Below are 14,324 nucleotides of genomic sequence, written 5' to 3'. Positions count from 1 at the left end.
TGTATCTTATTCAAAAAATTAAAGAAGTGACTATGCAATATAACGATGCCAGAAAAGTCATTGGCGAGTTTTTTGATTCTACCATGTTGCATCATTACAAGTTATCGCTTAATAGAACGTGTCCAGAAGCCACCATGGAATTGTTTTGGCTCCACCGTAATAACGAAGGCTTTGGGGTCTAACCCGAGAATCGTCTGGTAGAGCAGTTTCTGGTTTTTGCGTTTCGCCAAAATCTCCATAACCAGCCGGTCTCCATCTCGTCCACTACCAACCCAGGCGGTGACACCGTATCCTTTATCTCGCAAGGCATTCGCCACATCCCCGCCCATCTGGTTACAAATAACCTTAACGGTAACGTAACCGAGTGCAATCTTCTCTTCAATCCAGGCACCCAGCAATACCCCCAGTCCATAACCAACGGCATATACAATTAACGCAGACGGCTGAGTCAGATATTTGAGTACCAGATTCAGGCCGAGTACGTAGATCACAATTTCGCCCATACTAATGAGCGCAGCAATATATTTCTGCCCTTTGAGCGTTAGAATCATCCGAAGTGTATAAGCAGATACATACACAATTTGGATCAAAAAGATAAATACCAAGATATTAAACAATCGCAATCCCTCTTTCCTGACTTTCACAACGGAATGGGCCGTTTGTTGCGCGCCTTCTTTCCGCTTCCTCTGCATATCATTTGCTCTTCTGCGTGTTTGCTCTATCTTCATCATTGGACGTTATGGGGTCATTTTAAACGGCTGCACGTAAATTGGAATGCATTTTCTGCCCACTGACAGGCCGGAACTGCCATTATAGATCCCTTTCCACTCATTATCAACCCGGCCTGAGACCCAGGGGCGAAAACCTGAGTAATTGAATATGCTGAACCAACAGTAGGTAGATTGAGGCGTACAGGCAAACAGGTTCGGGAAACGACGGCTACCAAAAGGGGGAACTGTCATGCAGTTGTGGCACGAAATGGAGCGGGAAGGTATGGAAGAACTCATATTTTGCCATGATCCACGCAGCGGGCTTAAAGCCGTCATCGCCATCCATAGCACAGTACTGGGTCCCGCACTTGGGGGATGCCGCTGCTGGACGTATGCATCGGAGGAAGAAGCGGTCCGGGATGCCATCAAACTCGCAAAGGGCATGACATACAAGTCGGCAGTCTCCGGTCTGCCTTATGGCGGGGGCAAAGCTGTGGTGTGGGATGTGCCCGGCGAACTGGCCACCCAACGGGACGTAGCCAGCCCAGACAACAATCTGAATCCCAGAAAAGGCAAACTGGATGTCGGACCCCAAGTAAACTTCATTAAAGGCAAGGATACATCGAACGGATTAGATAAGGGTTTAGATACGACATCCAAAAACAACCTACACGCCTGCCGACGTGCCGAAACGTTCCGTTCTCTGGGCCGCTATCTGGAACGACTGAACGGACGTTATGTAACGGGCCTGGATCTGGGAACTACGGCGACAGATATGGACCAGATCCGGCTGGAAACGGTACATGTGACGGATACGACCGGATCGCTTGGTGCACAGGATGATTTCACAGCCGAGATGACCGCCTACGGCGTATACACTGGCATTGTGACATCACTGCGTCACCAAGGCATTGACGCCTTGCAGGGCATTCCCATTGCCGTCCAGGGACTGGGCAAGGTCGGGTATGCCCTGTGCCGTTACCTGCATGCAGCCGGGGCACGGCTGATTGTGGCAGACGTTGTACCCGAACGTGTACAACGTGCCCTTCTGCAGTTCAGCGGCGCCATGTCGGCCGATCCGGCCCATATTCACGCCGCTGACTGCAAGGTGTTCGCCCCCTGTGCCCTCGGGGGCGTATTGACCCCGGCAACGGTGGAGGAGCTGCACTGCTCCATCGTTGCCGGGGCGGCGAACAACCAGCTCAGCCATCGGGAGCTGGTTGTTCGCCGCATGCAGGCGCGCGGCATCCTGTACGCGCCTGACTATGTGCTCAATGCAGGCGGAATCATCAGCACCGCCTACGAGCTGGAGGGCGCAGGGCCCGACCTAATCCGCCAAAAGGTGGCGGGGATTGCGGGCACGCTGACCAAGGTCTATGCGATAGCAGAGCAATCTGCCCTCTCCACGGCGGATGCAGCCGATCAGCTGGCAGAAGCTGTCCTACAAAACGGAAAACCCCATGCTTAGCATACCGATACCGATTTAACACACTAATTCAATCTCCCCATCTTTTAAGTGCTCCAGAATCGAGATCACTGTTACAGTTCGGCATATCATTTATTTTCTCCATCTTTAAAGTACATCTCATCACGTAAAGAATTAGAAAAACGTAAAAAAGCCAATCCGATTCATCAACACCGGATTGGCTTTAATCAACTTTTCTTCATAATTCCATCTGCTAAACTTCATCAGGCAACCTCAACCTGCTACCGCCCGCCTTAACCTTCAACCATTACAGCGGCCCGCTTCACTCGATGCAGCATCGTCCAGAACAGCATATTAATCACGATTAGTAGCGCTATATAGATCCAGATGCCTGCTGGTATGGTGCGGATGAATACATGTAGTCCCCATAACAGTGCCATGAGCGGAAAGAAGGCAAAGACGAGCCAGCCGTCACTCTGCCCGGCCACACTAAAGGATTGGGAGAACGGCGGTTTTCGCATCAACAACTTTCCAGACAGCGGAATAAGTGCAGTTGCCACCAAAAATATTACGATCAGATCAGGAAGAATTCTTAACCCAAAGGTCCACACAAATATGATAGTGTTCAATATAAATACAGGTAGAAACATATTACATAAGAAAGCCTTCAGCGCTCCACTATATAGCACATTCTCGTTGGCCAGAGGGGCTGCCCGGAAGGTCCAAAACGCCTTGTATTGTCCGGAATACTTCAGCATGGTCACAACAGACACAATCAGCAAGAGCAAAATATATAGCGTGTAAAAGAAGGAGCTTTCCCTGAATTCTGCCCACGAAGAACTCTGCAATTGAGTGAACCAGAATACATAGGGCAATACAAAAGATAAACCCATCGACGGGTATACCTTCAGCTTGAACTCTCTTTCACTTCGCATCATACTGGCAGACAAACGAAAGCACGCCTGCTCTTCTCTCGAACGAGAGAATACCTTCGCCATGTTGCGATCCCAACCCCCACGTCTTCGTCCAGATGCCTGACCTGCGTGTGCCATTTTCTCCAAATACAATTCAAAGGAAGGCATCAGCTTCACGTACACCAACAGACTGACCATTGGAACAATCACAGCAAACGCCGAGAAAGTATAAAGCCAGGCATCTCCCCCGCCGCCGAACAGCAGCTCAAAAACCGCTGCATACCATACCGGAGGCAGCAGTAACTGCCACCAGGCAGGCGTGAACACCATATTAAAGTCGATGATGCTGAACGAACGTATGACCAGCTGATAACCTACAGCAATCCCGATGGAAAGCAGGATTTGCATCATATTGATCATGTCCTTCAGCTTCTCACCATCCAGAAACTTCATCATGAACAGATAGATCAGGGACGTGGTCACCAGAATTAACATATTAATCAGCACCAGTTCCACTAGAAAAAGCAGGAAAAAGCCGATCCCGTGGGCAATCAATCCGGCTACCAGCGGTGCAGCCGTCAGAGAGCCTGTCAGGAGCAGCAAATAAACCCCTGCGTGAATGGCACGAGCCAAGCCAACAGTGCGTCCATTTACCGGCTTGGTCATGATGATATTACGATCCCGGATATCAAGCAGTACCGAAGAAAAGTCGGAGATCATGGAGGTCATGATCATAAACATCAGCATGGCGGTCACTAGACCCATCTGGAGCATAAAGTGTCCCGTATCCCAGACAACAAACGGAACCATAATCAGTCCCATCAGTGCATACAACCAGAGGAAACGCAGATACAGATTGCCTTCTTTCTGCTCCTTATTGCCATTGCGCGCTGACAATACCGTCGGCACCCTGCGCTGATCCATCTGAAACTTCACCCGTAGAATCAAACGCAGTACATCATAATCCGCTCCTGTTTTGGCGATAATAGGGCGAAAACGGTCCAGAATCTTCAGCGTGCGGAAGTCGGAGGATTCCGCCATATCAGTACACCTCCTGCACGATGGACACAAAACGTTCTGCAATTGCCCGATGCTCATTGAAGCCCGTCAGTTGATTGAATACTTCCTCCAGTGAGCCCTCCATGGATTGCTGCTGAAGCTGCCTGAACGTACCATCCGCCATCACACGTCCTTCGGCAATCAGAACGATTCGGCTGCTGATCTTCTCCACCACATCCATGATGTGTGACGAATAGAATATCGTTGTGCCCTTGGCTGACAGCTGTGTCAAAATCTCCTTTACCACCATTACACTGTTGGCGTCCAGACCGCTTAGCGGTTCATCCAGGAACAACAGATCCGGGTCATGCAACAGCGCGGAGATCAGCAGCACTTTCTGACGCATGCCTTTGGAGAAGGAAGCAATGCGGGAATGATATGATTTTTCCAGTCCAAAACAATCCATCAACTGCTTCGCCTTATAATCGGCATCTTCATAGGACAACCCGTACAATTCTCCTATAAAGGTCAGATACTCTGCCGGGGTTAATTGCTCGTATAGCTCCGCGACTTCCGGTACATAACCGATTCTTCGCTTATATTCCGCGTCACCATCTGCGATATCCTTGCCAAAGATGCGGACCGTACCCACATATCCCTCAACTAGTCCGAGCAAAATCTTGACCGTCGTGCTTTTACCCGCACCGTTCGGACCAATATATCCGATCATCTCGCCCCGATTCACTTCTAAATCAATCCCATTTAGCACATAACGCCCGTTATACCGCATACGCAAGCCTTCAATTGACAGTACTTGTTTTTCACTCACTTCGTTATCCAGCCCCTGTCTCTACTATTTCTACAATTCTACTAGTTTACCACAGATTGGATTAACAGAGAGGGATGAAGAAAAATTAAAAGATCTTTGCTCTGCACAAAGAAGTGCATAACAAAGATCCTGAATTTATAGAATAGAATTTGATTTTTGTTAATTTATCAATTAAGTCTGGTAATTATTATTTTTTTATTTAGTTGAAATTCTTATTAGTAAAATGTAAAACAACACACCTCCTACCACTCCAAAAAAAGCATATAAATCTATAAAAATATAAGCTATAAACGCGGATGATATCAACGTCACAATAATCCCAGCTCTATTTTTCAATAATAATCTATAGGTTAGATAGCCTAGCAACCCAGAGATTAATGTCGATAACAAAAAAGGAAGAAAAACGTACATTTGCTAACCTCCTAACTCGAACTCATGTTTCACCATTTTTTACTTTGTGGCAGGGTCCTACCAGTAATATATCTGAGCAATGTAATCGTCCTGAAAATTAAGCTTTTCCGTTATTTATACTAATACCTTTTTTCTGCTTTTGATAATCTAAAATTAGAAAAAAGATTCAATTGGAATGTTTCAACTCTAGCTTATATAGCTTAATATTTTTCACAATAAACCCTTGTCCCACTCATAATGAGGGACAAGGGTTTAATTGTGAAACTATATGATGATTAACTGACCAACAATAAATCCTTATTGAACCTTAACAATCTGGAATTGCTGATTCGTACCACCATTATCGGTCCACTGGATGGCAGCTGCCCCGTCTGCCAGGGATTGTCCCGAAATATCAAGCACCTTGCCTGTGCTGCGGTTTTTCAATTTATAATAACCACCGCCCACACTAACCAACTGCCATTGCTGACTGGCCCAGCCGCCATCGTTCCACTGTTCAATAACAGCTCCATCTGCAGTAGAGCCATTCTCTACACCGATCAGCTTGCCGCTTGAACGATTAATGATTTTGACATAACCGCCACCCGCATCCGTGATCTGCCACTGCTGGCTGGTCGTTCCGCCGTCTGCCCGCTGCTCCAGATCGGCACCATTATCCGCAGAACCACCGATGACATTAAGCAATTTATTGCTTTTGCGACTAATCAACTGATACGAAGCATTCGGGTCCCATACGTTAGTGTTATCCACTCCAGTTACGGAACCCATGGCTGCATCGATGGTAACCGTGCTTGCCCAGTTCATTGCCAGACTGGTTGCACTAGGGAAAGACAACGGTAACCACACATACTTGGAATCCTGCACTGGCCCGCTCCAGGCGCCAGCCCAGCGATCGCCCATGTAGAGATAGGATGTTGTCTGTGAGCCTTCCACTGGAAGCACGTATGCGGATTGGGAGCCATAGGTTGTACTATCCCCAAAGTTGCTCAGGCCGCTCCACGTGCCAGTTATGCTGGTAGCCGTTGCATACTTGGCCTGATTCGGATTCCATCCCGTAGCCCCGGATGTGATCAGGAAGTAGACGCCACCCTTTTTAAACATGGCAGGTGCCTCACGATACTGACCCGGCCATAGCGTCGTTACGAGCGATTCCACACCGAGAAAATCAGGAGTCAGCTTGTAGATATTCAGGTCAGCATTCACTTTGGTCGCCGAGATGAGATAAGCCGTTCCGTTGTCGTTGAATACCGTCATGTCTCTCGAATCATAGCCAAGCGGACGATAGCTGCCCACATACGTATAATTGCCATCCACTGTACTTGAGGTCGCTACCGCCACTCTCGCTTCACCATAGTCAACCCCGTTTTCCTTATGCATCCAAAGAACATACTTGCCTGTTGCACTGTTATAGATGACCTTCGGGCGTTCGATGTTGGAAATGTTCAGCTCGGCAGCCGAGTTGCTGGTAAGCACATCATTGCGATACTCCCAGTTTTTCAGATCTGCTGAACGATATACGGAAACCGCCTTGAACGTTCCATTAGGATTGCGGTTCTCTCCAAACCAATAATAATACCCGTTAGCCTTAATCATCCCGCCCCCATGGGCATGAATGACATTGCCGTTTGTATCCTTGAACTGTACCCCATTGGTCACACTGAGTGGAGCAGCGGTTGCCTGTTGTCCTGGAGCGACCAGCATACCTAGCGATTGTAGCGCCAAGATTAGAGCAAGCAGATAACAAAGGCGACGAGTGAAACGATGTGTTTTTGTTTTCTTTTTCAACCAACCCTCATTCATAGAACAATACACCTCCGTAATTTATTTATAAAGCGCTTACAATAAAATCGATACGTCTCTTCTTCCTCCGATCGATGATGCATTTCATAATCACCTGTTGCTCAGACTGGCTCGGCACTCACCTCCTGATTACGATTGTATCCACGATCCTCCTGCTCGAATAGTGAACAATACGGCGGAACATGTACGATTAAACACTGAACTTATGGAGAGAACAGCAAAAAGACGCTTCATCCGAAGCGTCCTCTGTTATACACAAGCCAAATCCCTATAATATACGCTATTTCTTAATCTTCGTCGTCAAAATCCTGATCAAACGAAAGCACTTTGCCTGTATTGGCATCGACGTCTACATCGGCCTCACCGTTTGCTGTTCTCAGTTCCACTTCATAAACATAACGGCCGTTATCATGATCCAGTTCGATTTCGGTTACTTTTCCGCCTGTCACCTGTTTCAGGGCAATGTTCGAAGCTTGTGCTTCTGTCAGTTTAACCTGTTTTGAAGCAGCTTGATTAGAAGAAGTACCTGCCACAGTCCCATTATAATCATCGTCGTCATCGTAATCTTCATCATCGACTACTGCAAGGATTTTACCTGTGTAAGCATCCAAACGAACGACAACATCATTACTACCTTTTTTATCGATTTCAACTTCATAGAACGTTTGGCCGTTTCTGCGCTCCAGATCCACATCATCCACTTTACCATCCGTTGCTTTCAAGGCTGCTTCTTTTGCCTGTGCGACCGTCAGCAATTTACCTGTGTTCTGGGTCTGTGTTACTGATTGTGTAGTGGACGTTTGCGTAGGCTGTACCGATTGTCCGTTTACACTCCCACTAGCCAGAGCGGCTGATCCTCCGAGCAACACCGCTGCCGACAAGCTGCCAATCCATAGTTTATGTTTGTTCATCATCATCATTCATCTCCTCGTTGTTGTTCTCGTTCTCGTCTACAGTTATAGAATAACCTGTACGAATGAGAGTTCAGCGAGAGTTAGATTAGAATTTGATGAGAAAATGAGTGAGAACCTCACAGAATGGCTTCTATTCCTCTAATCATCGTCATCATCCCAAGTGACCGAACGAATCGCGCCTGAAATGGCATTCACCTGCACAATGGCCTCACGGCCGTCTTCCAGGTCAATTTCAACCAGATAATACGGATTGCCACTATTCGTTCCACGGAGTTCGATATCATCCACTTCACCAGGAATCCTAGCCAGCGCCTTCTGCTCTGCTTCTTTCTCGCTCAGAAATGAAGTCTTAGTGCCTTCCCCTGTCGTCGGGTCGGGTGAAGAGGATTCCAGCGTCTTTGAAGACTGTTTCTCTCCGGTATAGGGATCGATGGTCCATTGCTCCCGAGTATTGTCCTTCATCTTAAATACCGCCAGATACACCGGGATTCCCTGCTGCTCGACAAGTTCAAGCGACACCAGTTCGGCATCCGTTTGTTTCAGCAATTCCGTCTTGATTTGTTCCCGGCTCCATAACGTCTTCTCCTCGGCTTGTGGGTTGGACTCCAGCCGTTTAATGGAATTCACAGTTGCCGTAGCCGCATCAACTTGTACGTCATACAGTCCGGTTTCTGAGCGGAGCTGCATGATGTAGGTTCCGTCCTTCAACGTGGAATTCACGATTTCTCCCGGATATTGATCCAAGACCGATTGGGCGGCTGCATCTGCTGTTAACATCACGCGGTCTGATTGCCATGGCTTCCACCACATGACCACTATAACGACAAGGAGAGCCAGTAGCCCCACACCCCACCAAAATGAACGTCTCGGCTTTGCCCATCCTTTGCGTCGTTGTTTTTCCCGTTTCATTTCCGGACGCCCCTCATGCTCTTCCATCATGGTTCCCCCTTACGTACTCTCTTATGATCCGAAATTGTACCGTGTTCACCAGTATATAAGAGAAGAATGAGATTTTCATGAGAGTGACCCGTTCTGTACGGATGTGGGCAAAATAATGGAAGCCTCGGTTCCCCTGCCCTCGGTGCTGCTCAGTTCAATGCGTGCGCCCACGGCCTCTGCGATATCTTTGGCAAGAGACAGTCCCAAGCCCGAACCGCTTGCTCCGCCGCTGCGTGTTCTGGCCTGATCTACGCGATAGAAACGGTCAAACACCTTGGACAATTCCTCTTCACGCATGCCGATCCCCTTATCCACAATACGTATCCGACATTCCTGCCCCTTTGCCTCCAGCCGCACTTCAATAGCATCTCCACTATACTTACGAGCATTGTCCAGCAAAATAAAAAGCAGCTGCTTCAGCTTGCTCACATCGCTAATCGCCCATATCCTGCCTGGATCATCACAGTGGACTTCCCGATGATAGGCTTCGCGAAATGCACGTGTGGAATCCAGCGCAAGCCGGGTGATATCCACCCGCTCCAGCTGTACATTCCACTGCTCTGGCTGCTTTGCCAGCAATAGCAGCTGCTCGGTCATCTCTCGCATGCGCACGGATTCGGATAGAATCGCTTCTACCGCCTCATCGAATACTTCGGGTCGTTCCTTGCCCCTTCGTTGCAGCAGACTGGCATAACTTTCAATGATGGTAAGTGGCGTTTTCAGTTCATGAGAAGCATCGGAAACAAAGCGCTCCTGCCGCTCGAAGTTGGATTCGAGCAGATCCATCATGCGGTTGAACGTCTGCCCCATCGTTTTCAGCTCGTCCTTGGATTTTTCGTCGAGGGGAAGCCGCTTGAACTGACCGCTCGACTGGATATCACTCATCGTACGTGTCATCTGCTGGATCGGCCGTGTCATCCGGTTCGCCAGAATACGGCTGGAGATGATGGCCGGAATCAGCGCGATGATGGTCACGGCAACAAGAACCGTACGAAGCACAGACAGGCGATTCTCGGTATCCTCAATGCTCTCGGTGACTTGTAGATTCACCACTTCTCCGTCCGGCCAGATCACTGGAACAGAGACCCAGACATAACCGATTTGCTCAACTTGGGTATACTCGGATTTTTTTTCGCTTTCGTACTTGTAGGATAGCTTGCTCAGTTGCTCCTCAGCCGAGGTCGTCACCGGTGGGGAGCTGGTGCCGTCTTCATTGACGATCCGCAGCATGCCGTCCAGCGGCGCGTAGGCCCGGAGCAAGTCGTCCGGCGGAATGGAACCGGCAGACTGGCGCACTCCTTTTACAATAGACTCGGCCTCAGCCTCTACCCGCTTGATCTCGTTATCGATCGACATTCGTTCAAACACGATATACACCGACAGGTTGACGGCAATCAGCAGCACGGCGAACAATACGGACGAGTATCCGTAGATTTTGCTGCGCAGGCTCATACTTGCTCCTTCAGGACGTAACCAACACCCCGAACGGTATGTATTAAGGGTGGTGTGAATCCGTTATCGACCTTTTTGCGCACATAACGGATATACACATCCACCACATTGGTATCTCCATAATAATCGTATCCCCAGACGGCCTGAACAATCTGATCCCGGCTCAGCACCTGGCGCTGGTTTTCCAGCAGATACACCAATAGATCGAACTCACGCGGGGTAAGCTCAATCGATTGACCATCCCTGGATACCTCACGGGTTCCTTCATTCAGCTTCAATCCACCTGCGGTGAGCCAGCCTGTCTCACTCTCCGCCGTGTGCTCTGATGATTGCACCGTGTCCCGTGGAACCGAAGAAGAAGAATGGGCAGCAGCCGATGCAGCACTCAGGCGCAGTGCAGCACGCACTCTCGCGAGCAGTTCTTCAATCTGGAACGGTTTTGTAATGTAATCGTTAGCTCCGAGATCGAGTCCCGAGACTTTGTCTTCCACAGAGTCTTTGGCTGTGAGCATCAGAATGGGCACGGTCGCATCTTTGGCACGTATCCGCCGCAGCACTTCAATCCCACTCAGACCCGGCAGCATAATATCCAGCAGAATCAGATCCCATTGCCCGTCCCCATACATCTCCAGCCCTTCCGTTCCGCTGCCTGCCTTGCCTACCTGATATCCCTCATACTGTAATTCCAGTTCAAGCAGGCGTGCAATTTTGGGCTCATCCTCGATCACCAGCACGGCTTCATTCATGCAGAGCTCCCCCTCATTCCGTCATTCCATTCTCCCGTTATATTACAATACGAATTACAATTTACCTAAGGCATCCTCTACCAAGTCATCCCCAGCAATCAGATCAAAAGCCATTCGATACGTCTTCTCCTCCTGGAGGGAAGCAGCGATGACACGAGCCACGTCTTCACGTGGAATACTTCCCGGTTTCAGATCTGTTCCTACAGAGATTTTGCCGGTGCCCGGTTCATTTTTCAAACCGCCAGGACGGATAATGGTGTAATTCAGATCACTTGCGAACAACGCCCGATCAGCATAATGCTTCGCCACGTAATACGGCTTAATGGCGTCCGACCATTTCTCCCGTTGATCTGCCCCAAACGCACTGACCAAAATATATCTGGTAATTCCCTGCTGCTGTGCAGCCTCCATTGTTTTCACTGCACCATCGAGATCAATGAGCAATGTTTTGTCTTCGCCCGTAGATCCACCGGAACCCGCTGTAAATACAATGGCATTGTGATCTTTCATTGCCTCGGCTAGATCATCCACGCCGCCTTCCAAATCGCCAATTACGACATTGGCACCAAGCTGCTTAAGTAGGTCTGCCTGCTCCGGTTTGCGAATCATCGCGGTGACCTGATGTTTCCCTTCCTCCACCAGTTGCTGCACCAGAAATTTGCCGATTTGTCCGTTCGCTCCAATGACTAATACGTTCATATGTCATCCTCCTCTCGGTTTTCCTTTTATAAGCTAGCTTTTATAAAACAGACTTGTCTTTAATTTAAACGAAAGCCGACGCTTCTAAGCGCCGGCTGCTATGTATTACTACCGTTCAGCGCATCTGGCAAGATGCGGATAACATGTCTTTCCTTTAATATACCATACACCTTATACGGTTATACCGAGCACTTTTTTCTTCAATATATATCTGATAACATCGGTTATACTTCCGCATTCACTTCATGGAACTTAGCCCCTATGCCAAACGGATACTGGTTAAAAATAAAAAAAGGCACCCCAAGAGGGGTGCCTTTCTGCTGCATGGCATACAGGTATTAGTAAGCCAGTGCAAACAAGCCGTGAATATGAGCAAGGTAACGGATGTTACTTGCTTCTTTCATCATGGTTGCTGGCAGACCTTTCAGACGAGTCTGGTTGCCACCGATCATGCCGACAGCATCCTTACGACCCAGACTTCCCAGTGTACCGGAGAATACTGGTGTGAAGGATTCCATTGCGCCACCTTTGAACATTACGCCCAAGTTGTGACCAATAGTTTCACCCATTTGCCAAGCCAATTGTGCTGTTGGAGGGTATGGACGAGCGCCTTCGCTAGGGAAGACCACTGCGCTGTCACCAGCAACAAACACGTCTTTATGGGATGTGGATTGCAGTACTTCCGTAACTTTCGCACGGCCACGATCCACTTCAATTCCGCTGTTGGCAACAACTGCATTACCTTGAACGCCGCCTGTCCATACGAGTGTGTTCGTAGGGATCGAGCTTCCGTCTTTCAGCAGAACTTCATTTTCTTTCATTTCGGTAATCGCTACGCCAACGATGAAGTTAACGCCACGTTTTTCCAGACTCGATTTTGCACGCTCAACCAGTTCTGGCGGGAATCCTGCCAGGATGGAAGGACCTGCTTCAACCGTGTACAGGGAAACTTCTTTGAAGTCGATACCTTTTTCTTGGCATACAGCCGGAAGAAGGTCAGCGAATTCACCAACAAGCTCGATACCTGTCAAACCACCGCCACCGATAACAAACGTAGCGTCTGCTTTGTTGCCGGATTGTTTGTAAGCATCCAAACGAGCTTCCACGTGTGCACGAATGCGGTTAGCATCGCTAACGGATTTCAGCGTGAAGCTGTACTCCTGCAATCCCGGAATTCCGAAGAATGCCGTTTCACTGCCCAAGGCAACAACGAGTGCATCGTAAGAGTAAGTAGAACCGCTGGTCATGAGAACTTTTTTCTCGTCCGGCTTGATTGTATCCACCGTATCGATTTTCAAGTTCACATTTTTACCACTCAGCAATTTTTCGAGTGGAAGGGCAACTGCTTTTTCAGCAATGCTTCCTGCTGCAAGACGGTGCAGTTCCGTAATAATTTGGTGCGTAGGGTAACGGTTCACGACTGTAATAGTCGCTTCTTCCGGTGTCAGGTATTGACGCGCAGTCAGCGCAGTCAACAGACCACCGTAACCTCCGCCCAAGATCAAAATTTGCTTCGACATATCCATCCTCCGTTCTTCTAATCTTAACGTTGCTGTTGTTGACGCTCGTTCAGGATGCTCAGGAATGATTGAGCAAAACGCAGCGTTTGTTGTACGTTTGGATCTTTAAGCATTTTGAGCATAGCGAACAAACCAACCGAAGTTTGCTCGGCTTGCGCACGATCACTTGCTTCGATGGCAGCAGAAGCTACACCTTTAGCTTTGTCTACAACAGGTTTAGCAAACTCGCCCATTGCGCTCATTGTGTCGCTGATCAGAACTTTGTCTGTAGCTACGCTTTGTGCAAAGTCATAAGCTTTGGTCATTGCAGTGACCATTTCAGCCAGTTTAGGCAGGTTCTCCACCAGAACGGTCAGAGACTCCTGTACCTCAGGCTTCATCAGTTGATCCAGTACGTCCAAGGACTGGCGTTGGGAAACGTCGGCACCTTCTGTAACCGGCACCTCTTGTTGAGTAGGCGATTGTGACATAAGAGAAAGTCCTCCTTTACTTTGGGATAGAAGTCCGCGACTTTCATGATGCCTGTCAAGCAGAGCCGAACCACAAATACATCCAATACAACTAAATGTACCAAATTTCACACAATAGAATGAGCATAGCCCAAGGGCCGTTCCCACATCGTGTATTGTATCTTGGGTCTATTGCGGACAACATGTGTTGACGCAAAACGACAAGCAGGCCGAAACCGAACTCTATACCCCTATATTACACCTCTTACACATGAACATGAAAAAGAAATTTTTTACACTTGTGAAGATATTGTGAACATTGTAACAAAATCGATTTTTTTGTCAAGCATTGCGGTCGGTTTAAAATCGATTATTCTCCTGTCCCAGATCCGTAATCCTACCACATGTGGTATGAAGACAAGACCCCATATGACCATATGTGCGATATGTACACAAGGAAGGATTTTTTCAACTGAATTTTACAGGAATTGTTTTCCAAAACCATGAATTTCATGC

The 14,324-nt window shown here is 48.4% G+C and carries 12 protein-coding genes; 1 reads left to right on the top strand and 11 read right to left on the bottom strand.

Annotated elements, in window-relative coordinates:
* Positions 1-101: 101 nt before the first annotated feature.
* Positions 102-617: a DUF2179 domain-containing protein gene (locus ACR1R9_RS28630; RefSeq protein WP_433922160.1), complete on the bottom strand. Its 516-nt coding sequence runs from the start codon at positions 615-617 to the stop codon at positions 102-104.
* 343 nt (positions 618-960) lie between these two features.
* On the opposite strand from ACR1R9_RS28630, the gene ACR1R9_RS28625 reads away from it, so the two are divergent.
* Positions 961-2,178 carry a Leu/Phe/Val dehydrogenase gene (locus ACR1R9_RS28625; RefSeq protein ID WP_433922161.1) on the top strand — a complete coding sequence of 406 codons (1,218 nt, stop codon included), beginning with the start codon at positions 961-963 and terminating at the stop codon, positions 2,176-2,178.
* Between the two features lie 251 nt (positions 2,179-2,429).
* Here the strand turns inward: ACR1R9_RS28625 and ACR1R9_RS28620 are convergent, their stop codons facing one another.
* The 10 genes from ACR1R9_RS28620 to ACR1R9_RS28575 form a co-directional block, all read right to left on the bottom strand.
* Positions 2,430-4,091, bottom strand: coding sequence for a hypothetical protein (locus ACR1R9_RS28620; protein ID WP_433922162.1), 1,662 nt, complete (start codon positions 4,089-4,091; stop codon positions 2,430-2,432).
* Between the two features lies 1 nt (position 4,092).
* Positions 4,093-4,878 carry an ABC transporter ATP-binding protein gene (locus tag ACR1R9_RS28615; protein WP_063568220.1) on the bottom strand — a complete coding sequence of 262 codons (786 nt, stop codon included), beginning with the start codon at positions 4,876-4,878 and terminating at the stop codon, positions 4,093-4,095.
* 708 nt (positions 4,879-5,586) lie between these two features.
* Complete coding sequence (locus ACR1R9_RS28610; RefSeq protein ID WP_433922163.1) at positions 5,587-7,089, bottom strand: RICIN domain-containing protein; 1,503 nt, start codon at positions 7,087-7,089, stop codon at positions 5,587-5,589.
* A 287-nt stretch (positions 7,090-7,376) separates the two neighbouring features.
* Positions 7,377-8,009 (bottom strand): PepSY domain-containing protein, encoded by a 633-nt coding sequence (locus ACR1R9_RS28605; protein WP_083678730.1) that lies wholly within the window; start codon positions 8,007-8,009, stop codon positions 7,377-7,379.
* Positions 8,010-8,141: 132 nt separating this feature from the next.
* Positions 8,142-8,942, bottom strand: coding sequence for a PepSY domain-containing protein (locus ACR1R9_RS28600; RefSeq protein ID WP_433922164.1), 801 nt, complete (start codon positions 8,940-8,942; stop codon positions 8,142-8,144).
* Positions 8,943-9,017: 75 nt separating this feature from the next.
* On the bottom strand, positions 9,018-10,394 hold the full coding sequence (locus ACR1R9_RS28595) for an ATP-binding protein (RefSeq protein WP_433922165.1): 1,377 nt from the start codon (positions 10,392-10,394) through the stop codon (positions 9,018-9,020).
* On the bottom strand, positions 10,391-11,140 hold the full coding sequence (locus ACR1R9_RS28590) for a response regulator transcription factor (protein ID WP_433922166.1): 750 nt from the start codon (positions 11,138-11,140) through the stop codon (positions 10,391-10,393). Before ACR1R9_RS28590 ends, ACR1R9_RS28595 begins: the two co-directional genes overlap by 4 nt.
* A 54-nt stretch (positions 11,141-11,194) precedes the next feature.
* Positions 11,195-11,839 (bottom strand): SDR family oxidoreductase, encoded by a 645-nt coding sequence (locus ACR1R9_RS28585; RefSeq protein WP_076287363.1) that lies wholly within the window; start codon positions 11,837-11,839, stop codon positions 11,195-11,197.
* A 338-nt stretch (positions 11,840-12,177) separates the two neighbouring features.
* Positions 12,178-13,359, bottom strand: a complete 1,182-nt coding sequence (locus tag ACR1R9_RS28580) for an NAD(P)/FAD-dependent oxidoreductase (RefSeq protein WP_076287362.1) — start codon at positions 13,357-13,359, stop codon at positions 12,178-12,180.
* Positions 13,360-13,382: 23 nt separating this feature from the next.
* Positions 13,383-13,829: a DUF1641 domain-containing protein gene (locus tag ACR1R9_RS28575; RefSeq protein WP_024629786.1), complete on the bottom strand. Its 447-nt coding sequence runs from the start codon at positions 13,827-13,829 to the stop codon at positions 13,383-13,385.
* Between the last annotated feature and the right edge of the window lie 495 nt (positions 13,830-14,324).

Origin of the sequence: Paenibacillus taichungensis (genome assembly GCF_050994985.1) — a bacterium.
GTDB classification, from domain to species: domain Bacteria; phylum Bacillota; class Bacilli; order Paenibacillales; family Paenibacillaceae; genus Paenibacillus; species Paenibacillus taichungensis.
This window is presented reverse-complemented; position numbering and strand designations above follow the sequence as displayed.

Coding starts and splice junctions, on each gene's coding strand:
- ACR1R9_RS28595 (WP_433922165.1), bottom strand. CDS start 10,394: ATGAGCCTGCGCAGCAAAATCTACGGATACTCGTCCGTATTGTTCGCC.
- ACR1R9_RS28620 (WP_433922162.1), bottom strand. CDS start 4,091: ATGGCGGAATCCTCCGACTTCCGCACGCTGAAGATTCTGGACCGTTTT.
- ACR1R9_RS28585 (WP_076287363.1), bottom strand. CDS start 11,839: ATGAACGTATTAGTCATTGGAGCGAACGGACAAATCGGCAAATTTCTG.
- ACR1R9_RS28590 (WP_433922166.1), bottom strand. CDS start 11,140: ATGAATGAAGCCGTGCTGGTGATCGAGGATGAGCCCAAAATTGCACGC.
- ACR1R9_RS28575 (WP_024629786.1), bottom strand. CDS start 13,829: ATGTCACAATCGCCTACTCAACAAGAGGTGCCGGTTACAGAAGGTGCC.
- ACR1R9_RS28605 (WP_083678730.1), bottom strand. CDS start 8,009: ATGATGATGATGAACAAACATAAACTATGGATTGGCAGCTTGTCGGCA.
- ACR1R9_RS28610 (WP_433922163.1), bottom strand. CDS start 7,089: ATGAATGAGGGTTGGTTGAAAAAGAAAACAAAAACACATCGTTTCACT.
- ACR1R9_RS28600 (WP_433922164.1), bottom strand. CDS start 8,942: ATGATGGAAGAGCATGAGGGGCGTCCGGAAATGAAACGGGAAAAACAA.
- ACR1R9_RS28580 (WP_076287362.1), bottom strand. CDS start 13,359: ATGTCGAAGCAAATTTTGATCTTGGGCGGAGGTTACGGTGGTCTGTTG.
- ACR1R9_RS28625 (WP_433922161.1), top strand. CDS start 961: ATGCAGTTGTGGCACGAAATGGAGCGGGAAGGTATGGAAGAACTCATA.